This window comes from Clostridium sp. AM49-4BH, from assembly GCF_003478335.1.
In the GTDB taxonomy this organism is placed as follows: Bacteria; Bacillota; Clostridia; order Lachnospirales; family Lachnospiraceae; genus Butyribacter.
This window is the reverse complement of sequence record NZ_QUFB01000009.1, coordinates 13201-32747: the sequence shown is the minus strand read 5'-3', so window position 1 is coordinate 32747 and position 19547 is coordinate 13201. Positions and strand designations below refer to the sequence as shown.

Here is a 19547-nt window from a genome sequence, read left to right as displayed (position 1 = left end):
TATTCGTCCCCCTTTCTACACCAATCCTGCGAAGCCGCAGAATGCAATTGCCATCAAACTTGCTGTTACTAACACGATCGGTGTTCCCTTAAATGCATTTGGAACATCATTGTGTTCAATTCTCTCACGGATGCCTGCCATGATCACGATAGAGATCAGGAAACCAAATGCCGTGCAGAAACCACAAACAACACTCTCGATAAATCCATATCCATTGGAAATGTTTTTGATAGCAACACCGAGTACGGCACAGTTCGTTGTGATCAACGGCAAATATACACCGAGTGCTTCATACAATGCCGGCATAAACTTTTTGAGTGCCATCTCCACAAACTGTACTAATGCTGCAATGATCAAAATAAATGCAATCGTCTGTAAATACTCTAAACCAAGCGGCTCTAAAATACATTTCTGAACCGGGTAAGTGATAATACACGCGATCGTAATAACGAACGTTACTGCAGCTCCCATTCCGGCTGCTGTCTCAACTTTTTTGGAAACGCCCAGGAAAGGACAGATTCCAAGGAACTGGCTTAATACCACGTTACTGACTAACATGGATGAAATAACAATAACAAATAATTCTCCCATCTAATTAGTCCTCCTTTCCTTCGGATTTTTCCGCTGCAGCAGCTTCCTTTGCTTTGGCCTCTTTGGCTGCTTTCGCTTTGGCAGCAGCTTCCTTGGCTGCCTGCGCTTTCGCTGCCTTAGCCGCAACACGCTCTGCTTCTAAAATGCCTTTATTGGCAACACTTGCACAGCCTACACAGGATGCACAATTACCACCACAGGCAATGTCTGAATCATTCTCTACATTTGTCGCTGATGGCAGCTTCAATTTGTTCTGAATTGCTGTCAAAAATGCTAACACAAGGAATGCACCCGGCGCCAATACGAAAAACGTAATGTGATAATCGTCCGGAATAAATGTCTTTCCAAAGATTGCACCAGATCCTAAGATCTCACGGCAAATACCGATACAAGTAAGTCCGAATGTAAATCCAAGACCCATTCCAAGTCCATCGAACAAAGATGGAATCACTTTGTTCTTAGACGCATATGCCTCAGCACGACCTAAGATAATACAGTTTACTACGATAAGCGGAATGTACACACCCAAGGACTTATTCAAAGATGGGATGTACGCCTGTAATAACAACTGGATCAATGTTACAAAAGATGCAACAATAACGATGAATGCCGGAATACGCACTTTATCCGGAATCACTTTACGAAGCAGTGAGATAAATACATTGGATAACACAAGCACTGCTGTTGTCGTAAGTCCCATGCCCAATCCATTAATGGCGGATGTTGTTACCGCAAGGGTCGGACACATACCCAACATCATAACGAACGTAGGATTCTCCGTTATGATACCATTTTTTAATCGTTCTACACATGTATTCATGGGAACCCTCCTATTCTAATGATGAAATAAACTGAAATGCACCATCAATGGCTCTTGTAACTGCCTTACTGGTGATCGTTGCACTGGTGATCGCATTGATCGTACCATCTTTGGTACTGCCACTGCCATCTTTTACAACGTTCAGATCCTGTGATGCATTGGTGCCAACAAACTGTCCGTTGAACTCCTTGTCCGAAGATTTCTGTCCCAGACCCGGCGTCTCATTGGAACAATCGGTGATCTGAATGCCCTTGATCTCGCCCTTTTCGTCAATACCAAGTGCAATGCTTACTGCTCCACCGTAGCCCTTGCCGCTACAAGAAACAACATAACCGGCATCTTTTCCATCTACCTTTGCTTTCATTGCTTCCGCAATTTCAACATCAGATAAGGAACCGAGAGCCTTCGAACTTACCTTGCCTGCCGCAAGGTCTTTATTGAACTTTTCCAATGACTTGTTAAGAGCACTGTCTTCCTCAAAAGATGCTCCCTGATAGACAGCTTCGTATGCTTCCTGTTTGTTCTTTTCCTCCTGCGCTGCGATCGGTTTTTTGGTGATCGTATAACCTGCACCGAGAAGCAGACCGGAGATCAATGTGATCAGGAATAAGCAAATGGTGTCATGCACCAATGTGCTCTTCTTCTTAACTTCTTCTTTTTCTTTATTTGCCATCCTTGATACCCTCCTTTCCAAATGGAACCGGGATCGTTACTCTTTCGATCAATGGAACAAGCAGGTTACAGATAATGATCGCATAAGATACACCTTCTGCGGATGCACCAAAGACACGGAATACTCCGGTCAAAAGACCAAGCAGTACACCAAATATGATCTGTCCTTTCGGTGTGATCGGGCTTGTTACATAATCGGTTGCCATAAAGAATGCACCTAACAGCAATCCACCACCGCACAACTCTGCTGCAAGATAAGTAAGATCAAATCCTCTGCCGCCAAAGAGCAGGATAAAGATTGCAAATACTGCGATATAACATACCGGAATTCTCCAAGAAATGATCTTGCGGATCAACAAGTACGCAGCTCCGATCAACAGTGCGATCGCACAAGTCTCACCGATCGTACCTCCGGTACTTCCGATAAACATCTTTAAGAGGGAAGTTGCCTCCTGTGTCTTACCATCACCGGATGCCAAGATCTTCTGAATAGAATCTGATCTGCTGCCTGCTTTAATGATTGCAAGCGGTGTAGCACCGGTGATTCCATCGTGTGCAAAACTTGTCATCTGTCCTGCAAAAGATACCATCAGGAAACATCTTGCACCAAGCGCAGGGTTCATAAAGTTCTGACCCAAACCACCAAACAACTGCTTTACAATAATAATTGCAAAAACACTTCCTAAGATCGCCATCCAGATCGGGAATGTCGGAGTCAGGTTCAATGCTAACAGCAAACCAGTAAGTACCGCACTTCCGTCATTAACGGTAAGCGGCAATTTCATACATTTCTGCCATATGTACTCGGACAAAAGGCAGGTTGCAATACAGACAGCGATCAAAACTGCTGCCCGAATACCAAAATTGTAAATGCCAAATATACTCGTCGGTATCAAGGCAAAGATCACATCCCACATGATACTTCTCGTAGACGACTTGTCACGCACATGCGGAGATGATGATATGTTTAATAAATTGCTCATATTAATCCTCCATTATTTGTAGTATGTACTCCTGAAACGTCTGCCCAAGGCAATTCCGGGAGCTCATACATTATTTTTTACGTCTCTGTGCTGCGACATACTGTCTTGCCTGCTTAAAGCTCTGTGTCAATGGACGCTTAGCAGGACATACATACGTACAACTGCCACATTCGTAGCACTCCATGCCATTTAACTTTACAAAAGTATCATAGTCTTTGTTCATAGCGGCTTCTGCCATCTTCTGTGGTACCAGATTGCCCGGACATGCCTCTACGCAGCGACCGCAGCGGATACATGGTGTCGGTTCATTCTCTGCTACCTCGTCTTTTGTCATTGCCAAAATAGAAGAAGACGTCTTAGTCACCGGAACATTCAGATCAAACATGGCAAATCCCATCATTGGACCACCGGAAATGATCTTCTTAGGCTCTTCCTTAAATCCATCTCCTTCTTCCACCAGTTCTGCATGACTGCATCCAATACGCACATCTACATTGATCGGAGTATTGAATGCCTCACCTGTCAATGTTACAACACGTGTGATCAGTGGCGTCTGTTTGCACACCGCACGATAAATTGCAATTACCGTGGATACATTATCCACAATACATCCTGCATCTGCCGGAAGTTTTGCAGAATAGATCTTGCGTCCGGTTGCAGCAGAAATCAGTGTACGCTCACCGCCCTGCGGATATTTCGTCTTTAACACCTTCACTTCAATGCGGTCTTCATCTTTGACAGCCTCCTGCATTTTAGCAATTGCCTCCGGCTTATTGTCCTCAATGCAGATGAGTCCTTTCGCCTTGTCAAAAATATGCAGGATCACTTTCAAACCACCAACGATCTCTTCTGATCTTTCTAACATCTGTCTGTAATCCGAAGTCAGATACGGCTCACACTCCGCACCATTGACCAGAATATAATCGATTTTATCCGGCTCTTTCGGCGCTAACTTTACATTGGTTGGAAATCCGGCACCACCCATGCCGACTACACCAGCTTCCTTCACAATGTCGCGGATCTCATCAGCAGAAAGTTTCGTGTAATCACGATCCTCTCCCAATCCTTCAATTGCTGCATATTCTCCATCATTTTCGATGACAACACAAGTTGCCTGAGAACCATTGAGGAGCATTCTTGGCTCCACTGCCTTTACCGTTCCCGAAACAGAACTGCAGATATTCGCAGAAATAAATCCGCTTGCCTCTCCAATTTTCTGACCAACTAAAACTTTATCGCCTTTTGCGACAATTGGCGTTGCCGGTGCGCCAATGTGCTGGCCCATCGGAAATACCAGTTCTTTCTTAGGCTGTACAGTCTTGATCGGTAAGTCCTTGGATAAATCTTTTCCCTCGTAAGGGTGTACACCCCCACGAAATGTTGCTATACTCATTCCGTTTCTCCTTTCTGTTGATTTACCTTGGCATTTTTCCACATCTTATCATGCCAAAACTCACCCTTTATTGTAGCATTTGTACGAAAAAAGTCAATATTATCAGACATTTTTTATCAATAGTAGACAAGACTAACCTCAAGAACATATCAAAACAATCCTTGGCGATGCGGCGCTACACAGCACCTTGATCCTATCAATCGGGTAGGATGTATACGGACAGACAGATCGTACTGTACGATTGCCACCCTTCGCGTAATGCTACTGGGCACACGCAAGACGTCGTTTTGACAAAGCCTTGAAGGCATTGCCAAAAGTAAAACTGCCAATGGGCTTACCTAGGTCAGACAAGCTGCCAGCGGAATGCAGAAAGTAACTTTAATGATATGCCACTCCTCAATAATTTATATATCGTCTGCTTCTTCCGAAAGTTCAAACTCTTCTTCATTTAGATTTTCATTTGTTAAAGAAAAAACTTCTTCTTGTTTTTGGCCTCTTTGATCTGTAATCGTATAGCGTCCCATTATTGCATGCGGACGCTTTGTTTTTTCCTGATAATAAGGTTCAATTTTAACATGTACATCATTACCGCTCTCTAATTCATCAGCCCAGGCATTTTCAAATGTTTTATATGCACTCCGATTTATAAAACGATTCTGTGCAATCAAATTATTTAATTCACCACTTCCACCAAAACGACTGCCAATCAAATGTCCCCCTTCGTCCGTATCACGCCGAAATTCCCCTCCTGCTTTTAATTGAGCAGAAGTATCTCTTACCCCCTGTCCCAAATGCAAATCTCCCTCCGCCAAAATAATTCTTTCCTCATCATCTTTTTCATATGAATATCCATTCATTTCATATGAATTTAGATCGTCTTTTTTTTTACATACTCATAAACCTCTGGGTCTTCCGCCTCCCCCATCTCCTCCCACTCGTCAAGCATTTGACTTAATTCATCAGAAATATCTTGTTCTTCATAATCTTCTCTGACATCGGGTTCCATATCTCCAACATCTTCATAGTCCTCTGAAATGTCGACTTCATCAGGGTAATATTCTGCAACCTCATCATAGTCAACATCACTTGCATCATACTCCATATCTGTAATACCAATCATGTCATCCAACACTGGGGCATCTGCAACTTCACTACCGATATCATCAACATATTCCATATCACAACTCATATCATCCATTCTTCTCACTTCCTTTCATAAACAAGGTAATCAATTTAATTTTTTCCTTATCATCCATTTTATATAATCTATCATTCAACTGAAGTTTTCGAAACAATTTGATCCTTACACAAATAATAAATTCCCGATCATTCCCATATCCCATCGCTGCTATTTTTTTAGCAAAAAGAGATGGAATACTTAAAAACACACCTCTAACTGTTCTTTTCTTATCTGTATTCTTATATAATGCATCAACACAAACCGCATAGGCCTCGCTAGAAATATATTCTGCATCTGCCTTGATTCTATAATTACAACCATCACCATATAATCCACACAAATAACACTCTTTGTATGGACATAATAATTTTTGCTTATTATCCCAGTAATGCATCAATTTTCTAATCAAATCATTGTCTATACTTAATTTAATTTGTTTCTTTTCTCTTATATCCTCCGTCATCACAAGTTGCGGTTTATTAAATGCTGTAGAATAAACATACGCTTCACCAACTTGCAAACAGGAGAGAGTTTCTTCCATTTCTGCGTCCATATTGGTACTGTTAGCAATCAGTCTCCTTTCCGATGCCTCCACAAGACGAAACATAATTTTTGTGTCTGTGGCAGCAATGATATCATGAGTCACTTTTGACGGTGATTGATCCGCAATAATAACCCCCGTCCCATACGCCCTGATTTCTTTAAGCATCCTCTGTAACGAACTTACTGTTGATGATCCTGCAGAGATATCCGAATTATCCCCCCTTCCTTCCGGAGATAACAGAACATGTGCCTCATCAATCATCAAAACATTTTTGAGTCTGGTTCCTATACTTAAACTATTTATCTTGGTATATGCACAAACATCAACCAACAATAGCGCCATTATTAATGCTTTTTGCTCCATGTTTTCTATAGAATTTAGTTCTATAATAGTCGGTCTTAAAATTAAATCCTCAATAGGTATAGTATTGATTGAATCATAAATATTGCTATTCATATCAATTAAATTCATCAATCGCATTACACCTGCTGTTTCCAAATTTGATTTTACATCTTTGCTATAATTTGATGTTTGGAGCAACTTCTTAAACACTAAAATAAATTCGTGTAAGCCAAATATAGTAACATCACTGTCATCAGACGTACTGTAATCTTTCCACCCGTATTTCGTATAGCATTGTTGTATAGCGTTTTGGAATAATAAATCTAATGGTGATGGCATAGAAAAAGCAGCCATAAATGCACTTACCAAAACAGGTTTATATTGTTCCACCGTAATTCCTTTTAATGGGATAAACGGATTAATAATAAATGGAGAAACACTAACATTTCCCGGTGTAAAAATTTGTATATCTGGTAGTTGTTCTATCAATGCTCTATACTCTGTCTTAGTCGGTTCGACAATCAAAAACGGAATGTTTCTTTCAGCAAATTGCAGCATCAAATTAATAGAAAAGGTTGTTTTACCGGTTCCTGGCATTCCCACAATCAATACATGCTTTGACAGTATTCTTTCATCACAACCAATAGTAACCTTTTTCATATCTGATGATATTAATTGTCCAAACTTTATATTAGAATCACTAACGACCTCTTCTTTTAACTGTTCTCTTTGCTTTTTATATCTGGTTCCCTCAACACCTGACATATTTCCATCGTAAACCGGTAAACGAAAAAAGGAAATCAATTCTTCGATTGTCATCATCAACGGAAGCCGATACAAATAATTGGAGAGTGGAATGTATTTACGAATTTTCACATTTCTATATTTGTACATTAATAATGCACTTACATTCCATATATAGTTAGGAAATTCATTGATTATGCTACCAATACTTTTTGATATATCAACATAACTCGCTTCAAAACCACCAATATTACTGTCTCCACCTTGTAAAAGACTGATAATTTTGTTAGATAATACAGCGCAATCTTCTTTAGTTCCAAAAGTCAATATATTTGATAAAAACATAGGTGCATCCCGATTATCTTTGTAATAAGATAATACTTCAAAAGGTTCCTGAGCACATGAATCCTTTACAAGTTGTCCATTAACAGATATTCCTTTTGATAATCCTTCCAGTTCAGAACAATGTTGCACTAATATTGCGACTTCGTTCTCATACAATTTTGTTGGTATTATGCTAAACGAAATACCACAGTTCTCCCTCTGACTCAAGGCATTGATCAAAGATGCCAGCCCCTCAGTATTATTTGATGGAATGATCTCTGTATAATAAAATGGACAAACACCGGATGGATTAATAACCACCTTTTCCTTTTTCTCCACAGCATATACCCGACTTTTTACATTCTGTCTCCAAAGATCATCGAAAGTCTGACGGCAATGTTCTGAGTCTTGATAAGAATATCCAAAATCCGATACTATATTTCGAATGTTATTTATAAGCATTTTAACGCACGATGCGGCTTCTGCACTGACGTTGTCTATCTTACGTACAACAATATAAATATGGATTTTCGAGATATATGATTGATTATCAACTTTCTCAGTCAACCAAATAATTTCATAAGCAACATTCTGATTTTCAAGTCTATACAACTCTCCTAAAACACTTTCAAAATCTGAAGTTGTGTCAGAGAAAGTAACAATTTCCAGCATATCAACTGCCAAGAAACGATTATCTGCTAATTCATACACCTGTGCCATACTTCATTAACCTCTCAATTCCTGTATATAATCCTCTAATTCTCTTATTTTATTTACGCATGTTTCATACGTGTATTTTTGTTTTCCCAAATCAGCAATACAAGATTCAATTTCCTGCTTTTTTAGGGCAATATCATCATATTCTTTTTGTTTCTTCCGCAACATTGGCTTTTTTGTGAGTGATTCAATACGCCAAACAACACCACGATAAAAAATTCCCCATAGACTAAAGATTACTACACCTGTGAACACACCATCCATTATGTTTTCTGTAACACAGATATACAACACCCAAACTATACATGCTATAAATGATAATCTGAAATCATGAGGTTTCGATAATTTCTCTATATTAGGTTTCAGTTCGTTCAGTTGCAACTGCAACATATCAGCCTGTTCTCTCTTCTGACTGATTTCCAGCGATACATCACTATATCCTGCAATCTGATTTTGATAATTATTTTTCTCTTCTTCTGCTTCACTTATTTTCAGTCGCTTATTCTGCTCCTGTAGTCTTCTTATATAGTCTTTCCACTCCTCCTGTATCATTTTTGCCTTATCTGGATTTGCAACAGTAATTGCATGTTGTACCATATTTTGCATCTCAGAAGCCAACTCATTGTCCAAACGAGTTAAACGCTCACTTTGTACATAAGGTACTCCCCACCAACCACGATAATCTTCCGGATATCTGTTTTGCATTTCAATGTATAATTCATATGCTTTTTGAGCTTCATTCAGTCTCATAAAGGTTTCCGCATTGGCTGCTAAACGGTTCACCTCAGATGTTTCCTCATTCGGGAGAATCCCATTCTTTCTTTTGCTGTTCTGAATAACGCGATTAACACCCTCTACCAGATATTCCACATAGCCTATTTTGTTCAAATCAAAAGACTGAAATGCTGAAAATTCCATTGGCATTTCATATGGAGACATATTCTTAAAACATGCAATCAGTGTTTTGTTCTTATTTTCTTTCTTTAATTCCAAAAAACGAGACCATTCGTTCTTTACCCAGGTAGAATTATAATATTCCGTTTTAGTTCCCAAAACAATCATTACCGTTGCACTCATCAATGCAGCATATATGTACGGTTCATACTCTTGTCCCAACTTACTTTCCAATGATTTTTTGCAAAAATGTGCGGTATCCCGCCTGCTCTAACGAGTTATAAATATTATATGCTATCATGCTGTCTTCTGTAGGCTCTCCATTTTCCATTTTATCTTTGTAACATATAAAAACATCATATGGCTTCTCCTCTTTAACAATTTTAATATACTTATTATAAATTTCGTCAATTTTTTTCGCTTCTTCTTGAAAAACATAAGATTCGTATATATCCGCATTTTGCAATGCTGCCTTATAATCCGGATCATCAAAAATAGAATGATCCTGTATTCTATGACATGTTGGCTTCCTTTCTCCCCCAATATCATTTACATACTCAATACCATATCGGCTAAAACCATTCCCCAATGAGCCGCTGAATCTTTATAATCTTCTCGAAGTAAATCATCAAAAACAGATATTGCACCATCAAAATCCAGATTTTGTCTTAAAAACGTAGCACGATTAAATAAATTTTCTATTTTATCCTTATTTTTGGATACAATCATTTTCGAATCACAATACTTGCACGTTGCTATTGATGTACTTTCATCAAAATCAATATTGCTCCGCATACTTCACACTTTAGTATCATAAGTACCTCCTCATTATAATAAATCCTTTAATTTTTCTCGTTCGATTTTGAACTCCTCGTCAGTGTATAATCCTTCCTGCCAAGCCATTTTCAAACGTCTTAACCTTTTCATATACTCTTCATCATCAACGTGATGTGTTTCATTGGATGTATTTTCTCCTGGTGTTTTCAAATGAATCATTCCCGGTATATCATCACTATCCTCGTTGACGTTGCTAGGGGTTACCTTTATATTTGCACTATCATTGTCTGAAATCGGTGTCATTAGACTACTTCCCTGAATTTCATTTCCAAAACTACCCATTGTCTGACTAATAAATGGTGCCATCCCCATTCCCATTCCAACTCCCATCATTGGTGCGCTACTTCTTCCAATTCCTTCATTAGCTGCCGCAATATCCATCACCCCAAATCCTCTTCGCTGATGTTCTGTCATATTAAGAGTTTTATTAGCAATACTTTGAGCGATTGCATCGCGCTTTTTTATTTCCTCATCTGCCATATGCTCCGTAATTCTGACATTTGCATTGATTGCAGCTTCTTTTATCCGATTTTTTTCTTCCAGATCCAAGAAAGTATTTTGAGACCACAAACGTTTATACATTTGATAATTAGGATCATCAGCAGATACATTGATATTATTCACGTATAGATCCACCAACGCTATTCCATATTCAAACATATAACTGGAAATTGCCTTTTTAAGTTGTTCTGCAATCCCCATTGGATTACTCTCAAGATTAAAAATCGAAGCATTTTCTTCTCTTAAAATTGCCGGAAGCCATTGTTTGATGCATGAAATTATAATCCCCTTAAAATATCTCATCATATGTTCTTGATCGAATTGCGTCTCCGTTCCAACCAATTTCAATAATATTTTTTTGGAATCTACTACTTTAATACTCATTTCACCGGACGTACTAATAGCAAATGGCGGCAAATTCATGCTTGGATCACTATATTTTATGTCTCCCACACCCCAATTAATTGCCATTTGTTCCGTCTTGTTTACAAAATATACTTCACAATGAAATTGCGATATTCCATCATTCGGCAAATTGATAAGCTTGTTTAAAATAGGTATATTTTTAGTATGCAACTTATATGATCCCGGTTGAAAGATATCCGTCAACTGACCATCTTTAAAAAAAGCTGCCTCTTGTGTTTCATGTACAATCAGGGTTGAATGAGTATTAAAATCTTCTCCTGGAAACTTCCATACGAATGTTCTATTATTTATTTCACCTTTTATTACGTCAAATATTTGCATATGTTCCTTGTATGATAATTATAAAATTAATTACCACACATTTCCTTTCTTTTAATATTGTGATTTAATATAATTCAGATACTTTGAACTTTTGTTTTTTCAGCAGCTTGACTACTCGACTAAAGTGTATTGCCGCTACCTTTATCTGAATTGTTTATCAACTATTCCTTCTTTTTGAGCCCAACCAACTATAGCATTAAAGTCAACATAAATATTTTCATTTTCCGTAATTTCTTTTGCATAATCCATTCCGTATGGATGCCCACTATCATATGCAAAAGAAAAATAAAAAACAGCTAACTTTTTCATTTTTAATGCAGCACCTTGGTCAGAAATTTATCTCTTTTTCCTCCTTTTTTCGTGTCCTTGTTTTCATGCGAGGGAACGATGCCAGATAAGTCTTTACACCGTTCAGCAAAAAAAGCATATCACATGGCATGTACAACTTTTTTCCGAAATTTTACAACAAACATCTTTTTCAGAAACTCGAAATACACTGAAATAATCGCAACAAAAACAAGTAACTGGCATTTATTATCATATTTTTTTGTAAATTATCCACAAAATTCAAAGAAAAACTTTGGTGACTTTTTTGTGATTTTTTCAGTAATCCTTGAATGGGTGAACACTTCTGTATACTCTTTCTGTTACGCAGATACCATTTGCAGATAGTCCTCTATATGAAGTTGTCTGTTCTTAAATCCATCTTTGGTTACATTCATTTACTCACATCTCCTAAAGTCCAGTCCTTCCCACTGCTAGGGCGGATTCGGGACTTTCACCCATTAGCGACGTGCGCCGCAAGGCGCACATTAAAAAAAGACGCTGCGCACATCTCTGCACACAGCGCCAAGGCTCGTATCCCCATATTTTTCACTACATATCAAAGTGGAACGTATCTTTCAGACCATGCCACAACTGATCTTTATCACTCAAGTTAAGTGGGGTACCGTCTGCCAAAGCATATCCTTCCGCTGAGGCAGTTCCTTTGTACTCACCTTTCAGTTCCGGCCAGTCCACGCCAATCTCCGGGTCATTCCAAGCAAGACCGCCCTCGTCTCCCGGATGATAAAAATCTGTACATTTGTAGCAAAAAACTGCTATATCCGACAATACCAAAAATCCATGTGCAAATCCTTCCGGAATGTAAAACTGCTTGAAATTGTCCTCTGACAACTCCACACCAAACCATTTTCCATAGGTCTTGCTGCCGGTACGTAAGTCAACTGCTACATCAAAAACACGCCCCTTGGTGACCCGCACAAGTTTTCCCTGCGGATACTGCTTTTGGAAGTGCAGACCACGAAGCACTCCTTTGGTAGACTGGGACTGATTATCCTGTACAAATTCCATATCCAGTCCCTCTGCCACCATATCCTGCTTATTGTAAGTCTCTACAAAATAACCGCGGTTATCGCCAAATACCTTTGGCTCGATCACACACAACCCTTCAATACCACCTGCATTTTTCTCTACTTTTATCTGTCCCATATGAATCCCATATTCCTTTCCCGTCCTGTAGTCTGATCCCCAGGCACACCTTTACATCATAACAGTTTTCTGTCCCACGGACACACCTTTATATTATAACAGTTTTCTGTTCCACGGACACACCATTACATCACAGCAACTCTCTGTCCTACGAACATTTCAGTATACATTCAATTACAGCACTTCCTGCAAATACCGTGTCAGCGCATCCTGCCAAGTTGGGAGCAGTGTAAATCCCTGCTCGGTAAGCTTACTCTTATCCAGTCTGCTGTTAAACGGTCTTGCTGCTTTCGACGCTCCATATTCTGCCGTTGTCACCGGCTTTACCGTCAAATGCGCTGCATCATATTCTTCGTGACCAAGCGCTGCCGCCTGTGCAAAGATTTCCCGCGCAAAGTCGTACCAACTGATATAGCCACCTTCATTGGTCGCATGATAATAACCATACTTATCCGTCTGGATCATATCAACCAACAGCCTTGCCAAGTCATATGTGTAAGTCGGTGTTCCGATCTGATCGTCTACAACCGTCAACGTGTCATGCGTTTTTCCGACTTTTAACATGGTTTTGATGAAATTATTGCCATTTAAGCCAAATACCCAGGCGATACGCACAATGAAAAATCTAGATGCAAACTCTGCCACTGCAAGCTCTCCCGCCAATTTCGTTTCACCATAAACATTAAGCGGTGCATACTCCTTACAGTCCGGCTTCCAAGGTGTCTGTCCCTGACCGTCAAACACATAATCTGTACTGATATACATCATCGGGATGTCTAACGCTCCACACTCAGTAGCAATATTTTTCGTTCCCTCTACGTTGACCTTACGTACGGTCTCCTGCTTATCCTCATCTTCTGCAGCATCTACCGCAGTCCAAGCAGCACAATGGATCACCGCATCCGGTTTCAATTTCTCCAGCATCGCACTCACAGCAGCCCCATCCGTAATGTCCAGTGAATAATACGGTGCATCAATAGAGGTCACCTCCGGCAAAACATCACTGCCGATACTCTCTATTCCTCTTTGGTGCAATTCATTCATCACATCATAGCCAAGCTGTCCGCCGACTCCTGTTACAAATACTTTCATTTCTTATTTCTCCTCGGAACGATTTCCATACATTTTTGCATAATAGTTCTGATACTCTCCCGAAATGATCGTCTCCCACCACTCACGGTTATCCAAATACCATTGGATTGTCTTCTTGATACCATCGGCAAACTTTGTCTCCGGAAGCCATCCAAGCTCACTGTGGATCTTTGTTGGATCGATCGCATAACGCATATCGTGGCCCTTACGGTCAGCAACATATGTGATCAAACTCTCCGGCTTGCCAAGTTCTTTACAAATAATCTTAACAATATCAATGTTGGTCATCTCATTGTGACCACCTACATTATATACTTCACCGACTCTGCCCTTATGAATGATCAAGTCAATAGCACGGCAATGATCCTCTACATACAGCCAGTCACGGACATTTTCTCCCTTGCCGTATACCGGAAGCGGCTTATCATTCAGCGCATTTGCGATCATCAGCGGGATCAATTTCTCCGGAAAATGGTATGGTCCATAGTTGTTAGAGCAGCGGCTGATCGTTACCGGCAAACCGTATGTGCGGTGATATGCCAATACTAACAGATCCGCAGATGCCTTGCTGGAAGAATATGGACTGGAAGTATGGATCGGTGTTTCCTCGGTAAAGAACAGATCCGGGCGGTCCAAAGGAAGATCTCCATACACTTCATCGGTAGATACCTGATGATAGCGCTCAATGCCATATTTACGGCATGCATCCATAAGTACCGCCGTACCAAGGATATTCGTGCGAAGAAATACTTCCGGATCCTCGATAGAACGGTCAACGTGGCTTTCTGCCGCAAAATTCACAACGATATCCGGATGCTCTTCCTCAAACAACTGATAAACGGCATCACGATCGGTAATATCTTCTTTTACAAAACGGAAATTCGGATTATCCATAACCGGTGCTAATGTTGATAAATTGCCGGCATACGTCAGGCAGTCCAAACATACAATGCGGTAATCCGGGTATGTATTCAACATATGGAATACAAAGTTGCTGCCGATAAATCCTGCTCCACCTGTCACAATAATTGTCTTACTCATAATATTTTCCCTCCAGTACATCCATCAAATATTTACCATATTGGTTTTTCTTAACTTCTTCATATACTTCCAATACATCTTCCTTGGTGATCCAACCATTGCGGTATGCGATCTCTTCCAAGCAGGCAATCTTGCGGTGCTGATGCACTTCAACCGTCTTGACAAAGTTCGTTGCATCTACCAAGCTCTCATGAGTACCGGTATCCAGCCAAGTAAAGCCCTGTCCCAAAAGCTCTACATTCAGTCTTCCCTGTTCCAGGTACATTCTATTCAGATCCGTGATCTCAAGCTCATTTCTCGCAGATGGTTTCAAACTCTTGGCAAGTTTCACAACATCATTATCATAGAAGTAAAGTCCGGTGACACAATAATTACTCTTTGGTTTCTCCGGCTTCTCCTCGATGGAAACTGCCTTTCCATTCGCATCAAACTCAACAATACCAAAGCGTTCCGGATCATCCACATAATATCCAAACACCGTAGCTTCTTTCTTCTGTTCCGCATTCTCTACTGCCGCATGCAATCTTTTCTTAAAACCATGTCCGGCAAAAATATTGTCACCAAGCACCATAGCAACGCAGTCATCGCCGATAAATTCCTCGCCGATAATAAACGCCTGTGCAAGACCGTCCGGGCTTGCCTGTACCGCATAGCTTAACTGCACTCCAAACTGATGTCCGTCTCCTAACAACGCCTCAAAACGAGGTGTATCTTCCGGAGTGGAAATGATCAAAATATCTTTGATCTTGGCATCCATCAATACAGACAATGGATAATAGATCATCGGTTTATCATAAACCGGCAAAAGCTGTTTACTGGTTACTTTCGTCAATGGATACAATCTGGTTCCGGAACCACCGGCAAGAATTATTCCCTTCATTGTGTTACCATTCCTTTCCTATGAAAAACTTAAACTGTTTCTGATGCTCCGGATAACTGAACGTTCTATCCTAACAGCATCTGTCTCTTATTCTGCAATTTATTTTGTCTAATTGCATACTAAAAGGTGACGTTACGTCACCTTCAAGTAGTTTTTTCATTTTTGTGAATAGTATACAATATTGCACGTCTGATTTTGTGGTATTTCACCAAATAATTCTGCACATTACTGCTAACTGTATCAATTGATGCAACTTCTGTATATTGTTATCAATCATTTACCGTCAATCATCTCTCACCGATCATTGCGAATCGTTTGCATCCGTTACACTGATAAATATCCCGGCATCCTTTGTGATTGTATATCCATTGCGAATCTGTCCCTCGACATATTTGCGAAATTTGTTGTATTTCTCCAAAATATACTGGTTCTGATTGCCATGACACGACAACACATATTCGATCAACGGCTCTGCCTGCGTCACGATAAGTGCATCCTCGTATTGCTGCCAGTCCACCTCCGCAAAATATGGTGCAAGTGCCTGTGCACCATTTTCTTTGCCAAAGTGCTCGTACAAATTCTCGCCGGACAACGTGATCCGATCGTCAAACTGTGTAACAAGCCGGCTCACTTCCTGCATATGCGCCACACCATACGTTCCACACACAAATCGTCCACCCGGTTTTAACACACGGCCAACCTCACTGCAGACACGGTCCACATCTTTGCAATAAAAGAGGACATGATTTGCAATCACCAGATCAAAGGATGCATCCTCATACGGAATCGCATGGCAGTCAAACGCCGCAAAGGAAAATCGATCATCCTGCAGACTTTGTTCACGACGGACATCTCGAATCATTCCCTCTGAAATATCCGATAAAATGATCTCACAATCTGCAGGAAGCTTGGCTTTATTCTCTATCCACAGACGGCCATTGCCGCAGCCCAGTTCCAAGATCTTCATGCCTTCTGTGATCTGGCATTGTTCATAGATCCAAGGAAACCACCCCTGCTTATTGCTGGAAAATAGACGATGTAATCGGATCCTTGCCGATATATTGGTCGAGTTGCGATACTGCGCCTTGAGACTGTTTTCCATGCCCGTCAAATGGATCAATTCCCGCATACGGTTCCAGTCTACATTCTGTTGCTGCCTGATCTCCGTTACCGTCTCACCAATCGCCTGCTCCACAAGCTGCAACTGCTCAATACGGTCACGCACAAGATTTTGCTGCTGTTCCAGCGAATGTTCCAAATACGAATAATCGCTGTCATTCACTGTCAACTCACGAATATCTTCCAACGAAAAACCAAGATATTTTAGCAGCATGATCTGCTGCAGTCTGGCAAAATCTTCTTCCGTATAAAAACGCGCCCCTGTCGGCGTGACAAGGGACGGTTTTAGGATATTCTGTTTATCATAATAACGCACTGTACGCACAGTGATCTGTGCCATTCGTGCAAATTCTCCGGAGGAGTAATACACTCCGCCGGATTCTTTCTTTTTGACCATGCTTCTACTCCTGCTTATGCGGTCTGTCCACACAAAACTTTTGTTTGACTGCAGGTTCCCACAATCACATTATTTGTTATCCTGATCCTGTGGCTCTTCCTTGCGGATCTCTTTTGTGCGGATCTCCTTGCAGATCGCATCGATAAATTCGGACAGATCTTTCACGCCCTCATCACCTGCAAAGCGGCTGCGAACAGAAACCTTATTCTCTTCCTCTTCTTTTGCACCAACAACGAGCATATAAGGAAGCTTATCCAGTCTTGCCTCTCGAATCTTGTAACCGATCTTCTCAGAACGGTTATCCACCGTTGCGTCAATACCGTTTTTCTTGAGTTCTGCCAAAACTTTCTCGGCATAGTCTGCGTATTTCTCAGAAATTGGAAGTACACGAACCTGCTCCGGGCAAAGCCATGTTGGGAATTTACCGGCATATTTTTCAATCAGCCATGCAAGGGTACGCTCATAGCATCCAAGAGAGGTTCTATGAATGATATATGGACGTTTCTTATCACCATTCTGATCAATATAATACATATCAAAACGCTCAGCCAAGAACATATCAAGCTGGATCGTAATCATCGTATCCTCTTTGCCATATACATTCTTAGCCTGAATATCAAGCTTAGGGCCATAGAAAGCAGCCTCGCCGGCTTCCTCTGTATATTCCAGACCGATGTCATCCAAAATCTCACGCATTGCGCCCTCAACGCGGTCCCACTCTGCCGCGTCACCAAGATATTTGTCCGGATTTTCCGGATCCCACTTAGACATACGATATGTTACATCTTCCTCTAAGCCAAGTGTCTCCAAGCAATATTTTGCAAGATTTACACAATTCTTAAATTCGTCTGCGATCTGCTCCGGCATACATACCAGATGTCCCTCGGAGATCGTAAACTGACGTACACGAGTAAGTCCATGCATCTCTCCGGAATCCTCATTACGGAACAGGTAGATGTCTCACCCATGCGGTATGGCAGATCACGGTAAGATTTCTGACGAGCCTTGTATACATAATACTGGAATGGGCAGGTCATTGGACGGAGTGCAAAGATGTCATTACCGGAAATGCTGTTGCCTTCCTCATCTTCATCATCCTCACCGAGAATGAACATACCCTCTTTGTAATGTCCCCAGTGATCGGAAATCTTGTACAGATCGGACTTCGCCATCAGTGGTGTACGAGTACGAACATAACCCCACTCATTATCCTCCAGATCCTCGATCCAACGCTGTAATTTCTGGATCATTTTTGTTCCCTTTGGCATGAACAATGGAAGCCCCTGTCCGATTACATCAACCGTTGTAAACAGATCCATCTCACGGCCAAGTTTGTTGTGGTCGCGGTTCTTAATATCTGCAAGATACTCTAAGTATTCTTCCAGATCTGCTTTCTTATTGTATGCTGTACCATAAATACGAGTCAGCATCTTGTTCTTCTCATCGCCTCTCCAATAAGCTCCTGAGGAAGAAGTAAGCTTAAATGCCTTAATCTGCTTTGTGCTCATCAAGTGTGGTCCGGCACAGAACTCAATGAAATCGCCCTGCTGATAGAAGGATAATGTCTCATCATCTCCATGCTCTTTGATCATCTCTACTTTATATGGCTCATCGCGCTCTGTCATCAGCTTGATCGCCTCATCCTTAGGCAATGTAAAATACTCCAGCTTATCGCCTTTTTTGATGATCTTCTTCATCTCTTTTTCGATCGAATCTAAGTCTTCTCTTGTCAGACTTGGCATATCAAAATCATAATAAAAACCATTGTCGATCGCAGGTCCGATCGTCAGCTTTGCGTCCGGATACAAGTGCTTTACTGCCTCTGCCATAACGTGTGCACAGGTATGACGGTATGCTTTCTTACCTTCCTCAGAATCGAAGGTTAAAATATTCAAGGTACAATCTTTATCTACGGTAGTTCGAAGATCAACGATCTTTCCATCTACTTCTGCGACACAAGCAACACGTGCCAGACCTTCACTGATATCTTTTGCAATATCAATGACTGCCATTGCACTCTCATACTCTTTGAAAGAGCCATCTTTTAATGTAATCTTCATGATTTTCCTCTTTTCTGTGCTGCGTGTTATTTATTATAACTACACCGTCAGGCAGCACACGGACGGCGAAGTTGTAAGCATTGTTCGGAAAGGGCAGAGCTTTTTTATTTTATAGGAAACGAGCAGTTTCCTATAAAATAAAAAAGTCCCTTCTATATCTCTATAGAAGGGACGTAAT

General features: G+C 40.7%; 18 protein-coding genes and 1 pseudogene. All 19 read right to left on the bottom strand.

Translation table 11 applies throughout. The features are described 5' to 3' along the window. Window positions 1–15 precede the first annotated feature (15 nt). Entirely contained in the window at window positions 16–591 is a 576-nt protein-coding gene (gene rsxA / locus DW981_RS04150) for an electron transport complex subunit RsxA (protein ID WP_118506872.1), read from the bottom strand. A gap of 4 nt (window positions 592–595) precedes the next feature. Beyond that, window positions 596–1411 (bottom strand): electron transport complex subunit E, encoded by an 816-nt coding sequence (locus DW981_RS04145; RefSeq protein ID WP_118506871.1) that lies wholly within the window; start codon window positions 1409–1411, stop codon window positions 596–598. 10 nt (window positions 1412–1421) lie between these two features. Further along, on the bottom strand, window positions 1422–2084 hold the full coding sequence (locus tag DW981_RS04140; RefSeq protein ID WP_118506870.1) for an RnfABCDGE type electron transport complex subunit G: 663 nt from the start codon (window positions 2082–2084) through the stop codon (window positions 1422–1424). Further along, window positions 2074–3066, bottom strand: a complete 993-nt coding sequence (locus DW981_RS04135; RefSeq protein ID WP_118506869.1) for an RnfABCDGE type electron transport complex subunit D — start codon at window positions 3064–3066, stop codon at window positions 2074–2076. Before DW981_RS04135 ends, DW981_RS04140 begins: the two co-directional genes overlap by 11 nt. 70 nt (window positions 3067–3136) lie before the next feature. Beyond that, window positions 3137–4459, bottom strand: coding sequence for an electron transport complex subunit RsxC (gene rsxC, locus DW981_RS04130; protein ID WP_022024417.1), 1323 nt, complete (start codon window positions 4457–4459; stop codon window positions 3137–3139). 404 nt (window positions 4460–4863) lie between these two features. Next, window positions 4864–5316 carry a DNA/RNA non-specific endonuclease gene (locus tag DW981_RS04125; RefSeq protein ID WP_118506868.1) on the bottom strand — a complete coding sequence of 151 codons (453 nt, stop codon included), beginning with the start codon at window positions 5314–5316 and terminating at the stop codon, window positions 4864–4866. 11 nt (window positions 5317–5327) lie between these two features. Next, a complete protein-coding gene (locus DW981_RS04120) occupies window positions 5328–5657 on the bottom strand; it encodes a hypothetical protein (protein ID WP_118506867.1) in 330 nt (109 codons plus the stop codon). Continuing rightward, window positions 5650–8313: an ATP-binding protein gene (locus tag DW981_RS04115; RefSeq protein WP_118506866.1), complete on the bottom strand. Its 2664-nt coding sequence runs from the start codon at window positions 8311–8313 to the stop codon at window positions 5650–5652. The genes DW981_RS04120 and DW981_RS04115 overlap by 8 nt, the downstream gene beginning before the upstream one ends. Window positions 8314–8319: 6 nt before the next feature. Next, a complete protein-coding gene (locus DW981_RS04110) occupies window positions 8320–9303 on the bottom strand; it encodes a hypothetical protein (protein ID WP_147352603.1) in 984 nt (327 codons plus the stop codon). Window positions 9304–9427: 124 nt separating this feature from the next. After that, entirely contained in the window at window positions 9428–9793 is a 366-nt protein-coding gene (locus DW981_RS04105; RefSeq protein ID WP_147352602.1) for a hypothetical protein, read from the bottom strand. Then, on the bottom strand, window positions 9754–9933 hold the full coding sequence (locus DW981_RS04100) for a hypothetical protein (protein WP_147352601.1): 180 nt from the start codon (window positions 9931–9933) through the stop codon (window positions 9754–9756). Before DW981_RS04100 ends, DW981_RS04105 begins: the two co-directional genes overlap by 40 nt. 99 nt (window positions 9934–10032) lie before the next feature. Beyond that, window positions 10033–11289, bottom strand: a complete 1257-nt coding sequence (locus DW981_RS04095) for an SPFH domain-containing protein (RefSeq protein ID WP_118506862.1) — start codon at window positions 11287–11289, stop codon at window positions 10033–10035. A gap of 141 nt (window positions 11290–11430) precedes the next feature. Further along, window positions 11431–11598, bottom strand: coding sequence for a hypothetical protein (locus DW981_RS15015; protein WP_182434127.1), 168 nt, complete (start codon window positions 11596–11598; stop codon window positions 11431–11433). 567 nt (window positions 11599–12165) lie between these two features. Next, entirely contained in the window at window positions 12166–12780 is a 615-nt protein-coding gene (gene rfbC / locus DW981_RS04090; protein ID WP_118506861.1) for a dTDP-4-dehydrorhamnose 3,5-epimerase, read from the bottom strand. A 174-nt stretch (window positions 12781–12954) separates the two neighbouring features. Further along, window positions 12955–13872, bottom strand: a complete 918-nt coding sequence (gene rfbD, locus DW981_RS04085) for a dTDP-4-dehydrorhamnose reductase (RefSeq protein WP_022024920.1) — start codon at window positions 13870–13872, stop codon at window positions 12955–12957. Between the two features lie 3 nt (window positions 13873–13875). Next, entirely contained in the window at window positions 13876–14913 is a 1038-nt protein-coding gene (gene rfbB / locus DW981_RS04080; protein WP_022024919.1) for a dTDP-glucose 4,6-dehydratase, read from the bottom strand. Then, on the bottom strand, window positions 14906–15793 hold the full coding sequence (gene rfbA / locus DW981_RS04075; RefSeq protein ID WP_022024918.1) for a glucose-1-phosphate thymidylyltransferase RfbA: 888 nt from the start codon (window positions 15791–15793) through the stop codon (window positions 14906–14908). The genes rfbB and rfbA overlap by 8 nt, the downstream gene beginning before the upstream one ends. A 301-nt stretch (window positions 15794–16094) precedes the next feature. Then, window positions 16095–17309, bottom strand: coding sequence for a methyltransferase domain-containing protein (locus DW981_RS04070; RefSeq protein ID WP_118506860.1), 1215 nt, complete (start codon window positions 17307–17309; stop codon window positions 16095–16097). Between the two features lie 69 nt (window positions 17310–17378). Next, window positions 17379–19372, bottom strand: a pseudogene (gene thrS, locus DW981_RS04065) (threonine--tRNA ligase). Between the last annotated feature and the right edge of the window lie 175 nt (window positions 19373–19547).